17 protein-coding genes are annotated in these 19,437 nt (G+C 49.6%); 4 read left to right on the top strand and 13 right to left on the bottom strand.

The window, feature by feature from the left end; all coding sequences use genetic code 11:
- Positions 1 to 92: 92 nt before the first annotated feature.
- A complete protein-coding gene (locus ACFVSO_RS15845) occupies positions 93 to 2,216 on the top strand; it encodes a heavy metal translocating P-type ATPase (RefSeq protein ID WP_387475170.1) in 2,124 nt (707 codons plus the stop codon).
- Between the two features lie 100 nt (positions 2,217 to 2,316).
- Here ACFVSO_RS15845 and ACFVSO_RS15840 read toward each other — a convergent pair whose 3' ends face one another.
- Entirely contained in the window at positions 2,317 to 4,698 is a 2,382-nt protein-coding gene (locus ACFVSO_RS15840) for a polyprenyl synthetase family protein (RefSeq protein ID WP_387475168.1), read from the bottom strand.
- Between the two features lie 618 nt (positions 4,699 to 5,316).
- On the opposite strand from ACFVSO_RS15840, the gene ACFVSO_RS15835 reads away from it, so the two are divergent.
- Positions 5,317 to 5,967: a helix-turn-helix transcriptional regulator gene (locus tag ACFVSO_RS15835; protein WP_387475166.1), complete on the top strand. Its 651-nt coding sequence runs from the start codon at positions 5,317 to 5,319 to the stop codon at positions 5,965 to 5,967.
- Positions 5,968 to 6,134: 167 nt separating this feature from the next.
- Positions 6,135 to 7,040 (top strand): oxygen-dependent tRNA uridine(34) hydroxylase TrhO, encoded by a 906-nt coding sequence (gene trhO / locus ACFVSO_RS15830; protein WP_387475164.1) that lies wholly within the window; start codon positions 6,135 to 6,137, stop codon positions 7,038 to 7,040.
- Between the two features lie 59 nt (positions 7,041 to 7,099).
- On the opposite strand, the gene ACFVSO_RS15825 is transcribed toward trhO, so the two are convergent.
- Together ACFVSO_RS15825 and ACFVSO_RS15820 are read right to left on the bottom strand one after the other, a co-directional pair.
- Positions 7,100 to 8,101 carry an NAD(P)/FAD-dependent oxidoreductase gene (locus tag ACFVSO_RS15825; protein WP_387475162.1) on the bottom strand — a complete coding sequence of 334 codons (1,002 nt, stop codon included), beginning with the start codon at positions 8,099 to 8,101 and terminating at the stop codon, positions 7,100 to 7,102.
- 29 nt (positions 8,102 to 8,130) lie between these two features.
- Positions 8,131 to 8,484 (bottom strand): HesB/IscA family protein, encoded by a 354-nt coding sequence (locus ACFVSO_RS15820; protein ID WP_387475160.1) that lies wholly within the window; start codon positions 8,482 to 8,484, stop codon positions 8,131 to 8,133.
- Positions 8,485 to 8,676: 192 nt separating this feature from the next.
- Between ACFVSO_RS15820 and ACFVSO_RS15815 the strand changes: the two genes are divergently transcribed.
- Positions 8,677 to 8,916, top strand: coding sequence for a ferredoxin family protein (locus tag ACFVSO_RS15815; RefSeq protein WP_387475158.1), 240 nt, complete (start codon positions 8,677 to 8,679; stop codon positions 8,914 to 8,916).
- A gap of 102 nt (positions 8,917 to 9,018) precedes the next feature.
- Here the strand turns inward: ACFVSO_RS15815 and ACFVSO_RS15810 are convergent, their stop codons facing one another.
- The 10 genes from ACFVSO_RS15810 to pflA form a co-directional block, all read right to left on the bottom strand.
- Positions 9,019 to 10,107, bottom strand: a complete 1,089-nt coding sequence (locus ACFVSO_RS15810; RefSeq protein WP_387475156.1) for a Ger(x)C family spore germination protein — start codon at positions 10,105 to 10,107, stop codon at positions 9,019 to 9,021.
- Positions 10,104 to 11,195: a GerAB/ArcD/ProY family transporter gene (locus ACFVSO_RS15805; protein ID WP_387475154.1), complete on the bottom strand. Its 1,092-nt coding sequence runs from the start codon at positions 11,193 to 11,195 to the stop codon at positions 10,104 to 10,106. The genes ACFVSO_RS15810 and ACFVSO_RS15805 overlap by 4 nt, the downstream gene beginning before the upstream one ends.
- On the bottom strand, positions 11,188 to 12,522 hold the full coding sequence (locus ACFVSO_RS15800; protein ID WP_387475152.1) for a spore germination protein: 1,335 nt from the start codon (positions 12,520 to 12,522) through the stop codon (positions 11,188 to 11,190). The genes ACFVSO_RS15805 and ACFVSO_RS15800 overlap by 8 nt, the downstream gene beginning before the upstream one ends.
- Positions 12,523 to 12,806: 284 nt before the next feature.
- Positions 12,807 to 14,174 carry a HAMP domain-containing sensor histidine kinase gene (locus tag ACFVSO_RS15795; protein WP_387475150.1) on the bottom strand — a complete coding sequence of 456 codons (1,368 nt, stop codon included), beginning with the start codon at positions 14,172 to 14,174 and terminating at the stop codon, positions 12,807 to 12,809.
- Positions 14,171 to 14,845, bottom strand: coding sequence for a response regulator transcription factor (locus ACFVSO_RS15790; protein ID WP_387475148.1), 675 nt, complete (start codon positions 14,843 to 14,845; stop codon positions 14,171 to 14,173). The genes ACFVSO_RS15795 and ACFVSO_RS15790 overlap by 4 nt, the downstream gene beginning before the upstream one ends.
- Positions 14,846 to 14,904: 59 nt before the next feature.
- Complete coding sequence (locus tag ACFVSO_RS15785; protein WP_387475146.1) at positions 14,905 to 16,875, bottom strand: serine hydrolase domain-containing protein; 1,971 nt, start codon at positions 16,873 to 16,875, stop codon at positions 14,905 to 14,907.
- Between the two features lie 243 nt (positions 16,876 to 17,118).
- Positions 17,119 to 17,310, bottom strand: a complete 192-nt coding sequence (locus ACFVSO_RS15780) for a hypothetical protein (RefSeq protein WP_387475144.1) — start codon at positions 17,308 to 17,310, stop codon at positions 17,119 to 17,121.
- 48 nt (positions 17,311 to 17,358) lie between these two features.
- Positions 17,359 to 17,769, bottom strand: coding sequence for a nucleoside-diphosphate kinase (gene ndk / locus ACFVSO_RS15775; protein ID WP_387475142.1), 411 nt, complete (start codon positions 17,767 to 17,769; stop codon positions 17,359 to 17,361).
- A gap of 21 nt (positions 17,770 to 17,790) precedes the next feature.
- Positions 17,791 to 18,501, bottom strand: coding sequence for a Crp/Fnr family transcriptional regulator (locus ACFVSO_RS15770; protein ID WP_387475140.1), 711 nt, complete (start codon positions 18,499 to 18,501; stop codon positions 17,791 to 17,793).
- A gap of 175 nt (positions 18,502 to 18,676) precedes the next feature.
- Positions 18,677 to 19,414: a pyruvate formate-lyase-activating protein gene (pflA, locus tag ACFVSO_RS15765; protein ID WP_387475138.1), complete on the bottom strand. Its 738-nt coding sequence runs from the start codon at positions 19,412 to 19,414 to the stop codon at positions 18,677 to 18,679.
- Positions 19,415 to 19,437 lie beyond the last annotated feature (23 nt).

Below are 19,437 nucleotides of genomic sequence, written 5' to 3'. Positions count from 1 at the left end.
TCGAAATTGGGTAAATTAGGTTTGACTTATGCTGTGGAATCACATAATATATGAGTAAGTATTCATACATTGTTTTGAGAGAAGGTTGCCTTATGAATGAATATCGTATTAAAGGACTTTCATGCGCTGGCTGCGCCCAGCGGATTGAAGATGAGATTAAAGGGCTGGAGCATGGGCAAGACACTAAGCTAAGCTACAACTCCGGAAAGCTGACTCTTCACCCCGACGTGTCCATGACCGATGTGAATCGCATTCTGAAATCGGACGGCGCTTATATCGCCAAGCCGCATGACCACGATCATTCGGGGGAGCATGGCGGTCATGACGGCCATGACCATAGCCATTCGCATGGAGAAGGAAATTCCAGAATGCTCAAGCTGCTTATCGGCTCTGGCATCATCTATGCTGCCGCTTTGCTGCTGGAAGGCTTGCTGGATCAACAAGCCATCATTCTTCTCTTTTTGCTGGCCACGGTCATCAGCGGTTATACCACCTTCATTCGCGGCTTGAAGAATTTGTTCAAGCTTACCTTCAATATCGATACCTTAATGACCATCGCATTAATAGGCGCTGTCGCAATCGGCGAATGGAAGGAAGCCACATTAGTGGCCATACTGTTCGGCCTGAACGAATTGCTTGAAGGCTATGGCATGGAGAAAGCAAGAAGGTCCATGGAAACCTTGCTCCAAGTAGCGCCCAAGGAGGCCATCAAGCTGGAGCATGGACAAGAGCGGATCGTCCCCATCGCTTCGCTGCAGGTTGGTGATCTGGTTAAGATCAAGCCCGGTGAGAAGATCCCCTCCGACGGCATCGTATCGGATGGCAGAAGCTCCGTGAATGAAGCCGCGATTACAGGCGAATCCTTGCCGGTGGAGAAAGAGACAGGCGAGCTTGTCTATGGGGGCAGCATCAACAATGAAGGGCTGCTGATTGTTCGTATTGTGAAGGCCTATAAGGATTCCTCCCTGGCTAAAATATTACATCTTGTGCAGGAAGCGCAAGAGACCAAGACACCTACTGAGCTATTCATCAATAAATTCGCCAAGTATTATACGCCACTGATTATGCTCATCGCTGCGATTGTCATGGTCGTACCGCCCCTCTTCTTCCAGGGTGAATGGATGGGCTCGCTCTATCAAGGACTGTCCGTTCTCATTGTCGGCTGCCCTTGCGCGCTTATCCTTTCTTCGCCAATCGCCATCGTGTCTGGCATTACGCGTACCGCCCGCAATGGCATACTCGTGAAAGGCGGCGTCTTTCTGGAGCAACTTGGCAAGATTGACACGCTAGCCTTCGACAAGACGGGAACGTTGACCAAAGGCGAACCGCATGTCGCGCAAGTTGAGGTGTATGATGAGGAACGATTCTTCCCTATTGCCGGGGCTATCGAAAGCACCTCTTCCCACCCGTTAGCGAAAGCTATCATGAAGGAAGTCAAGAGCAAAGGAGCTGCCCTCCCAGAGACGGAAGAGATCAAAACCTTATCCGGCAGCGGCATACAGGCTCGTATCAACGGACAGCGCTATTGGCTGGGCAATGAAAAAAGCATTGGCCATCTGTCCATACCGGATTCTGTTCAAGCCCGGATTAACGGCATGAAGGAAGACGGACTGACACTCGTCCTGGTCGCTGACGATCAGCAGGTGCTTGGCTTGTTCGGCATCTCTGACGAGATCCGCGAAGAAAGCCGCAATGTCATTGCCTCGCTGCATCAGCTTGGCATTAAGCATACCGTCATGCTGACAGGCGATCATCCGAAGACAGCGGAGAAGGTAGCTGCAGCTGTCGGCGTCTCCGACTATTACGGCGGGCTGCTTCCCGAAGATAAAGTCAATCGGGTGAAGGAGCTGTCCGCACAAGGCACAGTCGCTATGATCGGTGACGGCATCAATGACGCCCCTGCGCTTGCATCCGCGCAGCTAGGCATTGCAATGGGCAAAGGCACAGACAGCGCGATTGAGACAGCAGACATCGTCTTGATGCAGGATCACTTGGGCAAGCTGCCGGAAGCAGTATCGATCGCCAAGCGTGTGAATCGGATCATCAAATTCAACATAATCGTCGCGCTAGGCTTAAAAGTCATTGCCTTGCTGTTAACGATTCCGGGATGGCTAACGCTGTGGATCGCCATTCTATCCGATATGGGCGCAACGATCTTCGTCACCTTGGTCAGCCTGACCGTCATGATTGACAGCAAAACGTTTCGCAAGAACTAGCGATTCCCTCGTCATCATCTCATAAAGCTACAACATAAAAGAACCTTCAACACCTGATGAGGTCTGTTGAAGGTTCTTTGGTATCGTTACGAACCGGTACCTAGTGATCGCGACTCACCATGTAGTGCAGAAGCTGCTTCAGAAAACCGCTCGGCCGCCCCATTTCGCTAAGCGCATCCGTAGCTCGGCAATAATGATCCCACATCTCTCTTCTGGCGGCATCCAGGCCAAGGATGGCGACGAAGGAGGAGATATTGTTGTCCGTATCCTTGCCGACAGGCTTGCCAAGGGTATGCGAATCTCCCTCTGTATCCAGCAAATCGTCCTTGATCTGGAAAGCAATACCTGCATGATACGCGAAAACCTTCAGCCTCTCCATCTCGGCATCATCTGCTTGGGCCAGAATGGCAGGCATTACCAAGCAAGCTTCGAAGGCGATACCCGTCTTGTAATAGGACACGGCCCGGAGCTGTTCCAGTGTCAGCGACATGCCTTTGAACTGCAGGTCCATCGCTTGGCCCATGCTCATCTCTCCCGCCTTCTGGGAGGAATATCTCATTAGTGACAATACCGCCTTTGGATCGAAACCTGTGAGAGAAGCCTGCTCCTGCGTTGCTTTCTGAATCAGATACAGTCCCGTCAGTTCCGCTGTTGCACTGTCATGCACCTGATGAAGGGTAGGCTTCCCTCTTCGAACAGACGCATTATCCTGAGATGGAAGATCGTCGAAGATCAAGGATGCCGTATGCATATATTCGAGTGAACGGATAAGCGGCGTAAGTGAAGATGGCAGCAGCCCATACACTTGTACACCCATCACCCAGGCCAATACAGGACGCAGTCGCTTGCCGTCTCCCTCAAGGCTGTAATTCGCAGCGTGAATAAGCGAAGTCTTCATTGGCGGAATATCCGTGTCGGCGGAGATTAGCAGCTGGTCGTTGATCTCCTCCCGCACCGATTCAACTGTTTCGTGAAATGCCTCCTTCTCCTCTCGATTACGCTTCAACACATCAATCAGCCGGTCCCGCAGCAGCTTATCGTAGAAGTCTACGTCTTCCGCTTTATGTACCATGTGCTGGATTAGACGGTTGAATTCCGGATTGCCGGATGCTAAGATGTCCATCATTGCGTTATATTTGTCAGTACCGATCCTCTCTTTGCAGCGCTTCAGCCCGTTAATCGCCCGGTCGAGCATGATATCCCTCGTCTTGCTGTGGCCATGGTAGACATGATGGATCAGATGAGCAATGACGGTCCAATACAATTCGAACGGATTAATCAAATCCGGTCGCTGGTCACGATAGGTGAGGTAATACGTATACGGCGTAACTGCACCGTCTCGCATGTCGTCGAATACATCGGCAAAATCATCCGCCAGTTGATTATAGATGCCGTAGTAGAAGGTATGCTGGTCGAAGCCTTCATCCTCGGAGGCGCTTAGAACGGTTCTGACGATTAAACGCGAAGAGGCAGATTTCAGAATAATGGGGTAATATAGCTCTTCATTCGTGTAAGCCGGGTTCGCCATTTCTTTGCGTCTATCCTTATCTTGAGATTGGAAAAACACATAGGATTGCTCATAGAACGTCTGTAATCGGTCCGGCTTTTGATAATATTTAATGTAATTAAATGCTTCGCGAAGCTCCGCATGAACGTATCGCACAAGTTCCCGATTCGACCCTGACCAATCGCAGTGCTCAGGGACCGTTCCTTCTAGAATCGAGCGGCGAATCATCTCGGAATATTGCTGCTTCTCATTCACATCAAGGAGCCCGCAATCCAGCAAATCATCGATAAACGGATAGGTCAGGCCATAGGAATAGCCGAGCCTTATCGCTTCATCAAGCCTTTTGGAACGTTCGGCGGGATCGGTCTCCTCATCCAGATCATCTGTAACATGCAGGACGACTCCGACGATGATCTTGATCAGCTTGCGCAAGGCATGATCCGCGTTCATCTCCTCCGGCAATCTTGAAGATACCGTCTTCAGCTTATCCATAACCCAAATCACAGCATCCTCGACGCCTTCCTTCTGAGCCCAGCGATACAAGACTGCCATGCTGAACTCGTCTGCTTGTCCTCCCTCGCCCTGCTTCGAGGAGCTGATTAACCTTTTCTTAACGTCATTAACTACTCTGCGTATTTTCTGTTGGGTCTTCGGAGAATCAAGCGCCTGGCCCAAATCTCTCATATAGATATAGGAGACGCTTCGATCCAAATAATCATCCAGCTTGCCCGTATACTTCAACCACTGAATATAACGGTTATCGTGACGGGAGTCCGGCTTGCGTGCGCTTCTTGCCATTAGCGACATCACCGTTTGGTGGATCGGGTTTCTTTTCCAATGTCGAATATCTTCTGTAAGTGCAGGTACATACAACTTGTCGGTCACCTGCCTGTGTAAGGCGGCAAAATAGTGGGCGGCTTTCTGCTCCGCCCGCCGATACCATGCATCGGCATCATCCATTAACGTCTCATTCATACAGTGGGTTCCCTCAACTTCTATTATGATAATTTGATTTACTTGTTCCATTCGGACAGATGAGGTCGCTCCATAGAGGGCCGGTCTTGGCTATTCTGCCCTGGCCGACCGCCGGATCATGCTCACCACTATATACGCGAAGGAATCACTTGGGTTACGAAGATATCAAGAGGGAATGAAAGGTATTTCCGCAAATCTTCAGAACAAAGTTAATGCCATTAATTGAATTAAGCTGGAGCCTTGAACGATAGAACTTCTCTTATATAGTTGTTCACCTGCACCTGCATATATGCCATACTCCTTTATCGTGATAAGGAATTATCGCTGTTCATAAATGAAATCTATAATCAACATACAATTGTATTCGAGAGATGTAAATATAGACATTAAGCCTTAATGGAATCACATCTCTTCTGCTTCATAACGCAGCAAATACAATTGTCATAACTTACAAACGGAGATAGAAGAACGTTGACCGCTCTTTAGTATACATAGCTTCATCTTTTATATATAATATAGATGATGTAGGTTCACGTGGATAAGGTCTAAGGACTCTATTTCAATCTCCCTACTCTTATTTATGTTGGGGCCTATTCTGATGCGGGAGGTGAAGGGGCAATGAAAGAGGAACTTGAATTATCCACACGAGAAATTATTATGAAAATGCTCAAAACCCAAAGCGAATTGAGTGCCAAAGATATTACAGAGCAGCTCGGCATTACCGGAATGGCCGTCCGCAGGCATCTCGCCGTACTGGAGAAGGAAGAGCTGATTGAATATACGACAGTCCGGCAGCCGATGGGGCGCCCGGTATCGGTCTATCGCTTGACGGAGAAAGCCGAGGATTTTTTCCCGAAGCGATATCACGCCGTTGCGCTTGATCTGCTGTCCGAGCTCAAGGAAGAAGCCGGAGAAGAGATGGTCAATCATCTGTTCGATCTGCGGCAAGTATCCTTGCAGAAGCGATATCTGCACAATCTGGACGGCAAGGACCTGGAGAGCAAGATTGCAGCCTTGACCCAGATTCAGAGCAATAACGGTTACATGGCCACCTGGGAGAAAACCTCGGATGATGTATATGAGTTAACAGAATATAATTGTCCAATCTATCAAGTAGCCAATAACTACAATCATGCCTGCACCTGCGAGCTTCGGCTGTTCGAATCGCTGCTAGGCGCCGAGGTGAAACGAACGGAATGCCTGGCCAAGCAAGGCAAGAAATGCGTCTACCGCATTCGGAAGAAGAACTCCTCCGATCCTGCGCAATAGATGATAACACCGGCTCTGCGCTTCTACTTTATATACAATAGTATTCACTATGTTGATTATATAGATTCGCAGCTCTACTCAGGGCAACCTGGTCTTACAACGAATGAAACGCAGCAATCCATCTGTCTGGATCAAACAAGCGTCAACTTATGAGGAGTGTACTGAACATGGAAACAAACCAGCCTTACCGCATCTTGTTGTACTACAAATATGTCACCATTACGGACTATGAAGCATTCGCCGCAGAGCATCTGGCTTATTGCAAGGAGCTTGGCGTCAAAGGAAGAATTCTTATCGCTGAAGAAGGTATTAACGGCACATTGTCCGGCACTGTAGAGCAGACGGATGCCTATGTCGCTTATATGCGCAGTCATCCCCTCTTCTCGGATATGGTCTTCAAGGTCGACGAAACCGACCAGCATGCCTTCAAGAAATTGTTCGTGCGTCCCAAGAAAGAGCTTGTTACGCTTCGCTATCCTACGCCGCTCGATCCCAATGTCACTAGCGGCAAGCGCTTGTCGCCTGAACAATTCCATGAGCAGCTCCAGCGTGACGATGTCGTTATTATCGACGGACGAAACGACTATGAATACGATCTTGGCCACTTCCGCGGAGCGATCCGTCCTACGGTAGAGTCCTTCCGCGAATTCCCGGAATGGATTCGCAATAACCTGCAAGATGCGAAGGACAAAACCATCCTGACCTACTGCACAGGCGGCATCCGCTGCGAGAAGCTTACAGGCGTCTTGATGAATGAAGGCTTCAGTGATGTTGCCCAGCTTGATGGCGGCATCGCCACTTACGGCAAGGACCCGGTCGTGCAAGGACGTCTCTTCGATGGCAAAATGTATGTATTCGATGAGCGCATCTCTGTCCGTATTAACCAGACGGAAGAAGATATCACTGTCGGCAAGTGCCATCATTGCGACAGTCCGACTGATCATTACATTAATTGCGCTGATGATCTGTGTCATCACCAGCATCTGGTCTGCGAAGATTGTCTGGAGAAGCATGAGGGCTACTGCTCCGACGACTGCAAGACGAATGACAGCCTCCGACAACAAGCTCTTTAATCGATAGAAACGGCGAGTTCCCGATCGGGAACTCGCCGTTTTCTTGTGCTATATAAAGGTCACTTAAACTTCATATGACTGCTATGACCGGGCGACAATCGCGCCTGTGGATCGATATATACCTTGGCATTGTTGACCGCCGTCGGCGCTTCGCCGAATCCCACCGCAATCAGCTTCAGCTTGCCGGGATACGTCGTAATGTCTCCTGCCGCGAAGATCCCCGGAATGCTGGTCTCCATTCTGGAATCCACTCGAATCGAGCCCTGCTGAACCTCGATCCCCCACTCTGCAATCGGTCCAAGCGAAGACACAAATCCGTAATTCACAATGAGCGAATCGCAGGGTAGCGTGATTGCCTCGCCTGACTTGCTGCTCACAACGGTCATCCCTTCCAACCGCTCATCACCGGATAATCCCTTAACTTCCATTGAAGTCATAACCTTCACGCTAGACCTCATGAGCTGCTCTACACTATGCTCGTGGGCTCTGAATTTATCTCTGCGATGAATGAGCGTAACGCTCTTCGCGATCGGCTCCAGCATAAGCGACCAGTCGACTGCGGAATCCCCTCCGCCACAGATCACTACATCCTGTCCGGCGAATGCTTGCAGGTCGCTTATAAAATAATACAACCCCTTGCCCGCATAGTCTCTTGCCTCGGCAAGCTCCAACGGTCTTGGCTCGAACGCGCCTACACCGCCCGCAATAATAACCGTACGGCCATAATGGACGCCTTTATCTGTCACAACTCTGAATCGCCGTTCTTCTTCTTTCACAACCTGCTGTACCTTCTCTTCCAGATGCACCTGCATTGGGAACATGCTGAGCTGCTGCTCCAAGCGCGACACCAACTCCCCGGCTGTAACCGCAGGGAATCCCGCCACATCATATATATTTTTCTCCGGATAGAGAGCAGCCAATTGCCCCCCGAGCTGCGGCATACTGTCAATGATTTTCATACTGGATTGGCGCATGCCGGCATAGAAGGCGGCGAACATCCCCGCCGGTCCTCCACCGATAATAAGCATATCTACTATTTCTTGTTCCTTTTCCATGATCATGACTTGCATTCCTCTCTAAAACAATGATGTTAGCACTTCTTGGCGGTTCCTTTATACATGGCAGTCCGGAAGCTTGCTCCACAGCCGCAGCTGGCTTTCACATTCGGATTGTCCATGGTGAACCCTCCGGTCATTCCTTGTCTTTGGTAATCGATTTTCAGACCTTCCAGAAACGGCATGCTTCTGGACTCTACAATCACTTGAAAGCCGTTCATGGACAAGAAGATGTCCTCCTCCGTCCGTTGATCATCGAAGCGCAGGTCGTAGGACAGGCCGCTGCAGCCTCCATCGACGACACCAACACGAAGATACATGTGCTCAAGATTCAAATTGTCCAGCATCTCCAGAATCTGCTCAGATGCATTTTCACTGATCTCTATCATCTATCTCAACCTCATTTCAGATGGAATCCACACTTTTTATATGTTTGGGTATAAAAACTTATAAGTAAATCATAATCGTAATTTCGGAAGGAGTCAATAAGTAAACTTTTTAAACGATAATGTTGACTAAGTTGGCGTTCGTGTCTAAGATTAATGGTGTCACTTCCCATACCCACAAAGGAGGATTCAAGCATGGCATTTGTCATTACTTCTCCCTGTATTCCGGAAAAAGCGGCTGAATGTGTAGACGTATGCCCGGTAGACTGCATTGTCGAAGGCGACGATCAATATTTCATTGATCCCGATCTCTGTATTTCATGCGGCGCATGCGAAGCGGCTTGCCCTGTAGGAGCCGTATTCGAGGAAGACGATGTCCCCTCCAGTGAGTCGCATTACATAGAGAAAGCTATTCAGTTTTTCCAAAACGCGTGATGTGATTAACGGGGCTCCAGCAGCAATAGGACTGGCCCGGGGATCTTCTAATTATCCCTGGATCAGTCCCACTCTTGCTCAGGACACGTCGGATCTTCCGCTTCATGCGCCCATCTTCAAGTCTCCCTCGCTTTCGATGGATACTTCAAAGGTAATGTCCGTCTTCAAATGCGGCAAATAATCGGAGCGCCAAGCCTGCAGCTGATCACGTGTCAACTTGTTGCGGTATAGCTGGCCAATTCCCAATATGTCCGCTTGCTCGGTCTTCATTTTCTTCAACACACCAGTGAGCCGTTGCTCCAGAATCGTCTGCAGCTGTTCTTTGACCTGCTCTTTTGTCGGGTTTCCTTTCATCTCCAGAAGCGTTACTTTCAGATGAATTTTGCTTTTCAACACCGGTATCCCGTCTTCCATAGAACTCTTATTGCGAATTCGGCTGCCTACAATTTGAACAGTCGCACTGTTCATCACCTCAATCTTGCCCTTTACATCCAGCCCATTGAAGATATTGGCCAGCAATGTCTCATTCGCGGATAGCCGCCCTACCATCTTCCCGTTTCGGATAATGCCGCTGCCCATCGTCTCGATGACTGTCCCGCTGCCGGATTTGATAATCGGAATCGCTTCGTCATGTGTATACGAGTGTATGCTTCGGAACAGCTCCCATATACGGGACTGCGCCACCTGCGGGCTCCATCCGGCATTGAATTGGAAGAAATCCTCCAATATGGTGCCGTTATTTTTGCTATACCGTTTGATCTTTGAGAAAAAATGTTCGATCCGCTCATCACAGATGACGGCCATCGTTCGCGGAGAAATGACGTTCGTTCGCATAAACGCAGACACGGCATCGTTAATCCCTTTCTCTGCATATCCCTGCTCAATCAAAATCACTTTCAGATGAAGCAGATCCATCTGCGTTTCCATATTGGCACCGATTCGATCCACGATCTCGTTGATCGTACTACCTGTTGCCTGCACAAACCGGAAATCTGTCCCCGTATTCGAGTTTTGGCTGGGCTCCGGAATTTGCAGCACAACGGTATACAGATCTTCGGACTTGGAGATGCCCATCACAACGGGAAGTGAACGGTGATTGATATCTTTGTTGTCCCAGCAGCCCGTTAATGTCCCAACACCTGCAACTAGCAGCAACAGCGCCGCAATGCGCCTGCGTGTATATGGACTCATCCGCTCTCCCTCGCTTTCTGGTTCTTCGCGTGCCGATAACCCATCACGAACAGTACAATTGGCAAAATGATAATCGCATAGATACGAGGAATCGCATTCCACCAAAGCAAGCGATCCAGCACGAGCCAATCCGGAATGAGCAGACAGATTATATAGATCATCACCGCAAGGAGGAGCAGCGGTACCCAATCCGGCGTACGGACTGTCAGTTGCAGCACACGTACGGTCATCCATATAATAAGCGCAAGCAGCAGCATAATAAACGAGATCAGACACACCATAAAAAACATCGATACACGATCGAACATCAGCCAGGTAATCTCGACCGTCTCCGCAGTCTCCAGAAAGGGTAAATTGAACAGCACTGCAGTCGATCTGCCATAGGTCAAAATCGGGATATAAACCGATACGAGCAGGACCGGAAGCATGCAGATGCATGCGATCAGAACTCTCGACGGTTTGAAGGCTACTGCCGGCTGGATGAATCCAAGAAACAGAAAGCCTCCGCTGAAGGCAAGCAAGCTCTTGTAGAATGCGGGATGGCTCATGAACGAAAACGACAAGGCCTCCTTGTCCAGCAGCGGAAACAGATAGTTCCAATCGGCATTCTGGAATGAGCTGAGCAAAACGAACAAGACAATGGGCGCTGCCAGCAAAACAACAAGTAATGCCGTGCGGAATATCGCTTCCAGCCCTAGATAGGCAATATACACCGCAATTCCGAGAAGCAGCGCCATAATCGCCCATATCGGCGTGCTGGTGAGGAAGAGTGACATGATGACTTCGGAATACGCACGAAGCGTAATGATCGACACGACGGTAAAATAGACGGCGACCGGAAGAAGCATCACAATCGCAACAACTCTGCCCTTTTCCTGCAAAATCGAGAGGATGCTTTTCTGCCCGCCGAAGTAGCCTATCCCCTTCAGATAGATTCCGACCATAATGAGGTAGAAAAAGAAGCTCATCGCAACAGGCAGCCAATGGCTGCTTTCGGCGCTTTCAATAATTTGGCTCGGGTAGAAGAAAAAGATGATCCCAAATTGGCTAAGTAAAAATACGGCTATGACCTGTCCTGTCTTAGCCATTGGAATCACCGCTCGGTTTCATCAAATGTACATAAGGAATGCCAAACGATGTAACGCTCGCCATATAAGCGCATATGAGAATAAGGCCCGCTACCAGCCCGTATAAGCCGAATCCGGCAGAGAGAAACAGGATCAAATATTTGAATGCACGAATGGTAAGCGAATTATGGTATCCGACTACCGTGGAGCTGGATATGGTTGTCGCCGCCAGTACAATAATGAGAATATTGCTGACCAGCTTGGCGCTGACGACAGCCTGCCCTAATATGATGCCGCCTACCATCGTCAGCGTAGGTCCGATGCTCTTCGGCAGCCGGATGCTGGCTTCAATAATGAGCTCTAATATGATGAGCAGCAGCAGCGTCTCGACCAGCGACGGATAAGGCACATCCATCCGGCTTCTCGCGATCGTCAAGGCAATTTCGATTCGCAGCAAGTCCGGGTTCACAGAAACTAGAGATACATACAGCCCAGGAATAATGACATTGGTAAGCACACCGATTATCCGGAGGAAACGGGTCAAATACATGAATAGGAGCGGGAAGTTCCGGTCATTCTCGACTGCGAACATATCCGTTAGCAGGCTCGGCACAACAAGCGCGAACGGGAAGCGGTCCAGCATAAGCACCACCTTCCCTTTTTGCAGCGCCATCTCCACCTCTTGCGGCAGCTCGGTCGAGTTGAATTTGGTGATGCTGGTCCATGGATTAAAGCCAAGCATGCTGCTCAGATTTTGCAGGTTTTGCACATTCATGCTGATATTCTCTTCCAGCTTCTGAATTACACCCTCCAGCAGGCCAGGGATGACGCATCTCTCCCGGTAGATTAAGACGATCTGCTTCTGCTTGTCCGCTCCTGTCCAATATGATTGAGTTCTCAAATCTTCGGCAGCTGCATGCTTGCGGATAAGCCCAATATTCGTATCCATGTCTTCAACAAAGGCGCTGATCGAGCCTCGCACAACGCTTTCGGTAATGGGCGCTTCGATGTTTCTGGACAAGAGACGGGCTGTTGGCGTGAAGCTGATAATCCGCTCTCTGCCCTCGAACCAGATCAGCAATTGCCCGCGCATTAAGAGAGAAACCAGCCGGTCCGCATCCGGTTCGTCAAGAAATTGCCCTAATCCCTGAATGAGGGGCGGCGAATCTCTCCCATCGGTATCCGCGATTCGCGCGGATTGAGCTTGAAGATGGCGCAGTGTCTCAGCAAAATCGAAAAAGGTTTGATAGCCGAGCAATACGACTGATTCACCTGCCATCGTGGTGGGAAACCGCATGAAGTCCGAATCTTGGCCTATGCGCAGGATGACCTGATCGATTAATTTCAAGGCAGATTCTCCTCATCATTTTTCATACTATATTTTCCCGTTTTCTGGATAATATGCGTGCAGAGCTTCAACCTTTTTCCTAGAAAGACCAATCCTTAGCTAATTGCACAAACTCCCCAAGAACTATTCTTCCGATCGCTGTTGTACCCTGATTCCTTTGCTACGGCTCTGAAGGAATTTAATCTGCAACAAAAAACCGTTCCTTCGTTTAAATGGAGGTTCGACCCACCCATTACAAAAGGAACGGTTTCTTCACTTTATTCAATCACTTGTTCTGGAACCAACTATATGACATCATCTTGACGTACAGGCATATGGACCGTTATCGTCGTGCCTTTGTCCGCTTTGCTCGCTGCAGCGATTCTGCCATGGTGAAGCGTCACAATCTTTTTGGCGATCGCAAGTCCAAGCCCGCTTCCGCTGATACTGCGATTACGCGATTGATCCGATTTGTAGAAGCGTTCGAATACTTTATCGAGCTGCTCCGGCGCAATGCCAATTCCGGAATCGGCAATCGTGAATATGATTTCATCATCGGAGTACGACAAGCTTATTACGATATGACCGCCTTCAGGTGTAAATTTAATGCTATTGCCGAGCACATTCATCCAAACCTGATTGAGCTGATCCCGATCTGCCATGATGGGGAATGTACCCTCCCAATCCAGGTCGATCAATAGCTTTTTGGCTGACCATTGGGGCTCGCAGGTCACAACAACCTCGCGTATTTGTTCATCCAAATGATAGCGGGTCGCTTCGAACGGGTGATGCTCGGAATCCAGCGATGCCAGCTTCAACAGATTGTCGCTAAGCTTGGACAGCCGCCCGCTCTCAGCAATAATAATATCAAGATAATGGTTGCGATCCCCCTCAGCTACAAGACTGCCATGCTTCAAAGCCGTGGCAAAGCCGCTGATGGAAGTTAACGGTGTCTGAATCTCATGCGACACATTCGAGACAAAGTCCTGCCTCATTTGCTCCAATTGCTTAAGCTCCTTCGCCATCACATTAAAATGATAAGTCAATGCCCCCATCTCATCCCCGCCTGCCGCTTTGACTGTAACATCAAAATCGCCCTTTGCCAGCCGCTTGGTCGCATGTGTCAACGCTTGCAGTTGCTTCACCAAATACCGGGCAGCCAGCACCATACAGACACTTCCAATGAATAAGCCAACTAGCAAGATGAGCAGCATCATCCGATTCATGACATCTTCATTCTGTGAGGAAAATTGCATGAACATAACATGCGGCTTGCCCTCTATCAAGAAAGGAAGTCCAATATAGGTCGGCTCCCCATTGCCTGGCGAGCGGTACACATTCCCTTGCAGCACATCGTTTATCGCTTCCGGCTCTACCCCGACATGTTCGGTATCGGCAATGCTATAGTACTTCACAGCGCCCGACTGACTATGAAGTTGAATAGGATGAGCTGACAGGTTCACCATGCGCTGGATGAATGAATCCAGATCACCCGGCTTCGTTTGTTCATAGAGAAGCATCAATTCCTCTCCAACCGCAATCATATCATTTTGTCCCGTCGAATGAATTTCTTGCTTGAAGAAGTAATAGCCGATTAGGAAGGAAGACAGCAAGCTGAACAAAATAATGGCAAGAAACGTAGCCATAATGCGCACATACAGCGTTTTGATCATGAGAGAACTAACCGGTATCCGAGGCTGCGGGCGGTCTCAATCTGAAAGGACTGTTTTTCATCGGAAAACTTCTCTCTCAGCCTCTTAATATGCACGTCTACGGTTCGATCATCGCCTTCATAGTCTTTCCCCCAGATCTGAGCGATCAGCTGCTCGCGGGTGAAGATTTGTCCCGGATGATTAGCCAGCTTGAACAATAGTTCAAATTCCTTCAACGGAAGACTGATTCTCTCCTCTCCCCGCATCACTTGATAGCTTCGGCGATCGAGCAGCAAGTCCCCTAGCTGAACGCTCTGTGAGGATTCGATTCTGTACCGTTTCAACAAGGCTTTCACTCTCATTACAAGCTCCAGCGGATCAAACGGCTTCGTCACATAATCATCCGTCCCGAGCTGGAAGCCCTTCACCTTCTGACCGGACTCTCCCTTAGCTGTAACCATCAACAGCGGAATATTCGCATTATAGCTGCGAATCTCCTTGCATAAATCCCATCCATTAATATGCGGCATCATAATATCTAGAATGACCATGTCCAGATGAGTATTCTCTACGATCTCCAGCGCTTCCGCGCCGTCTCTTGCTTCTACAATCTCGTACCCTTCCGCTTTCAAAAATAAGGCGAGCAATTCGCGAATATGCGCATCGTCATCCGCAATCAGAATGTTGGTCATCTGCCTTCAAGCCTCCAATATAGCTTCTGGCTCCCCTCAAGCGAAAGGAAACCTTTGTGTTAACCAAACTGCCAGCCGAGTAGGTTCCAATGATAGAAAAACAAGCTGAGCAGAATAGCCGCTAGTGCCGCAAGCGTGTAATGGACTCGCTTTAGTAACGTCCAATATTTCTTTTTCCATGCCCATACCGCAGCCAGTACCATTGCTACTGCCAGCACGACAAGCAAGATCGGCATGAACAAGTACACCTGCAAGGCTGTCGTGATTCGGCTGAGCCGATCCACCAATTCCATATTCAATACGATAACAAAAGTTGCCGCACAAGTCATTAGCGCCCAAGCTGAGGTGAATGCCGCTAGCCGCTCTGTCCATCTCTCTGGCTTCGGCATCGCTTGATTGGCGCGAATCCGGTAGATGAATCCCAGCAGGATCGTGACGAACACAAGGAAAGACAAGACTAACAAGGGCAGCCAGAACATCGTGCGATTAATAAGCGGTGTACGTTCAAGCGGTTCGGATGACAGAAAATCCATGAGGAAATGAGTAACGTTTCCTGAATCATCCGTACGGAACCCGATTTGATTCGTCCCCCCAACCGCCTGGAATAAATTCGGTCCTATAGGAGCAAAGAGCTGTTGCTCCGCTCCGCTGCCAATTACTAAGCGGTTATCGGCAACACCAATACTAATCTGTGCCAAAAAACTGTAAAACTTATCGATATCGGAGTGATTTCGGCGCAAAAACTGATACGAGCCCGCGTACTTCTCCAAGTCCTGTTCAAGCTCCACAGCCACTGGCGGCAGCTCGCTCTCCTGGATCGGGAAGTAACGATTGAAGAAAGCTTTCGATAATGCGCTAGCAGCCGCTCCTCCCTCTCCGCCGCTATAGGACACAAAGATGCCGATCCCTTTATCGGGTACAAGGTACAGCTCCGTGTTGAACAACGGGTCAGCGCCACCATGTGAGATAATGCGTTGACCGTTCAATCTCAGCTCGTAAAAGCCAAGGTTCATGCCGGGCAGCCGTTCATCGAACTGAAAGGCAGGCGAATGCATGAGGCTGGTCGTTTCCGGTTCAAGAAGCTTCGCATCCTCATATCGTCCTCTCTGGAGATGGGCAATCATGAATCGCGACATATCCATCGCCGAGACCGAGCCTGAACCCGCAGGACGGAAGCCTCCTTCGAAGGTAAGCGGCTTAGTCACATACCGGCCATTCTCGCGCGCATATCCGAGGGCTGCATAAGGCGCCAATTCGGCAGGGACTGGCTCTTGAACCGTTGCATATTTCATACCTAGCCGATCGAAAATATTTTTCTGTATATAATCGTTGTAGGCAAGCCCGCTAACATCTTCCACGATTAAACCTGCGAGCGCCGTGCCGTAATTGGAATAGGCAATCATCTCTCCTGGCGGCATGACGCGTGCTGGCCTATGCTTGACCAGCGTCTCCGTTATGGATACCGGCAGCTTCTCAGGGTCAGTCGTAATTTGATAACCGACGCCTCCATCTTCAAACCCTGCAGTATGGGTCATCAGATGCCGCATCGTAATCGGCTCTTTATAGGTTGCCGGTATCTTCACCTCTTTTAAGTAAGTATTGACGTCCGTATCAAGATCGATCTTTCCCTGTTCGACTAATTGCATGACGGCTGTCCAGGTGAATAGCTTCGTCGTAGACGCGATCCGAAACAAACTCTTCTCGGGATCGACCGGCTTGCCTTCATCCATATTGGAATAGCCATACCCTTTCGCAAACAAGCTTCTTCCATCCTTAACGATTGAGATTACCGCGCCTGGAATATTCATGTCGGCCATCTGAATCTCCATGATGCCATCGATGAAGGCTTCCAGCTCAGCTGTGTCATTCAGATCAGGCAAGCTGTCAATAGACTCCACGACTGGCTGTATCGAGGTTGATGCCTCAGCTGACGCAGTCGTATATAGGCCTCCTATATTTGCTCCTGCCAAAACGAACAACAACACGAATACAATCCCTTTTATTGATAACTTACTCTTGAATGCAGACATGATTAACCCTCCAGCTTTCTATAAATGGTGATACGGAGCTCCGACTCTCTGAAGGGAGCTTATCACAGAAATATGAATGGAGAGTGAACAGACAAGAATGGCTTGCTCCTTAGGCAGCTGTTCTCAGCCTGATCCGAAGAACAACAAAAAGAACATATCCCTGTTCGTCAAATGACTTCGGGGACATGTCCTTATGGGCTTGCTGATATGAATCCCGTTCAACCAGTCTACGATGCGGAATAGCTATTCCGCATACTGCTTCAGCAGCTTCTCTGTCGTGACCGTTTCCTCCAGGTCTTCTTTTGTGATGATGCCTTTCTCTTCCCAACACGCGATGCATTTCTCTTCCGTATCGCACTTATGCGCTTCGGGGCAAGTGTAGCAGTATTTGATCATATTCTCCGTCACAACGTTAAGCTTAATGTTCGTTGCCATATCGCATGACCTCCCGCTAGTATGACGCTCTTAATGAAGACACACACTTTAGTCGAACTTGCTGAAAAATCTTTCGATTTCCACTTTGGCATTATCCACCGAGTCGGAGCCGTGAATGACGTTGGCTGCAACATCGAGACCGAAGTCGCCGCGGATCGTGCCTGGAGGAGCTTCCGCCGGGTTCGTCGGACCGATTAGGGAGCGAGAGTTTTGAACGGCGCCCACTCCTTCAATAATCATCGCGAATACAGGTCCGGAAGTAATATACTCCACCAGTTCTTCAAAAAACGGCTTATGCCGCAGATGACCGTAATGCGCCTCTGCTACTGCTCTATCGACAGACTTCAGCTCGGCTCTTATGAGCTTCAGTCCTTTTTTCTCAAATCGATTGACGATTTCACCGATTAGTCCTCGTTCTACGCCGTCTGGTTTGATCATCACAAATGCTTTTTCGCTCATCGTCGTATCCTCCTTGGTGCCCTACATGCGGCAAACTTGCTTCGGGCAGTTCTCGCAATGGCATACTTCCCGCAAATAGGCGATATCCTTAATGACCATATGGCCGCTTTGATTGTAAATTACGCCATCTCTCTTCAGCTCGCTGAGCATCCGGTTGACACTCTCACGCGTCGCGCCGATCATATCGGCCAGCTCCGTATTGTTGATTTTCAGATCGATAAAGATGCCATCTTCGATCTCCTTGCCATACGAATTGCTAAGTCTTATAAGCAACGAGCATAACGCTCCGGTTTTGCCGAACATAATGAGATCGCGGAATTTCGTCTGGGTCAGCCTGTGCATAAGACCCATCCACTTCATAAACTCAATGGCCAAATCGCTGTTCTGCCACAGCAGCACCTCAAGGTCCTTTCGCTGAATGACGCCAACCTTGACATCCTCCGTAACCTCTGCGCTGAAGTTATGCACCGAATCTAGAAACGGGTCCATCTGTCCAATCAAATCGCCCTCTTGATGAAGATATAGAGTTAATGTCCGGCCATTGTCTGCCGACTTCGTGGTGCGGACACGTCCCTCCATAATGTAATAGAGATGATTGGCCGCGTCGCCCTCCCAGAATAAGCAGCTGCCCTTCTCGAAGTGCCTGACATACATGATGCCTTGCAGCTTCTCGAAGCTCTCTTGCGACAGCAGGGGCGCAAGTCCTTCCGGTTGCCTCACCTTCATACCCATTTCGTTCCTCTCCCTCCGAGCGGTTCTTATATTCTTATCATACCTTCAGAGGGGTCAGGGGTACATCGGGGGTTTCACTGATCTTTCGGGGGAATTACCCCCTATATCTTGGAAGGGATACCGCTGTTATGATCAGGTAAAGGAAGAAGCGGCATCCGTAATTTCCCTGGTTGCCTTATGCGAGCAAAGAGCTTCGCTCCCTGGCGTCCTCGATGATCCCTTTGGCGCGGGTGACCTCCCACTCCGTCGGAGTCTGTACATCATCCAGCGTATATTCACGGCCAAGCTGCTGCCACTTGTATACGCCCATCCGGTGATAAGGCAGCAGCTCCAGCTTCTCGACCGTTGACAGCTTGCCGACAAATTCGCCTAGCGCCTGCAAATCTGCTGCATGATCCGTCACGCCGGGGATCAGCACATGCCTGATCCACATCGGCTGCCTCCGAACCGACAGCCACTGCGCAAAAGCAATGATCCGGTCATTGGGTTGCGTTGTCAGCCACTCGTGTTTCGTTCTGTTCATCTGCTTCAGATCGAGCAAGACCAGATCTGTATAACGCATCAGCTCTGCCGCATGGCTCGGCTCGCAAAAGCCGGAGCTGTCTAGCGCGGTGTGCAGACCGTACTTCTCCTTGCATGCCTTGAACAACTGCGTGACGAAGGGGGCCTGCAGCGTAGGCTCCCCTCCTGTCACCGTAATGCCCCCGCCTGATGCCCGGTAATAAGGCAAGTAAGGCTCAAGCTCCTCCAAGATGTCGTCTACCGTTACTTGCCGTCCGATGGAAGTATCCCAGGTGTCGGGATTATGACAGAACCGGCACTGCAACGCGCAGCCCTGCATGAACAAGACAAAGCGAATGCCTGGTCCGTCCACGGTACCGAACGTTTCGATGGAATGAATCCGGCCTTTCATGCGGGTCACGCTCCTCTCATGAT

Origin of the sequence: Paenibacillus sp. NPDC057967, from assembly GCF_042887015.1 — a bacterium.
Taxonomy (GTDB): domain Bacteria; phylum Bacillota; class Bacilli; order Paenibacillales; family Paenibacillaceae; genus Pristimantibacillus.
Note: the sequence above shows the minus strand (reverse complement) of the source record. Positions and strands in the feature narration are given on the sequence as shown.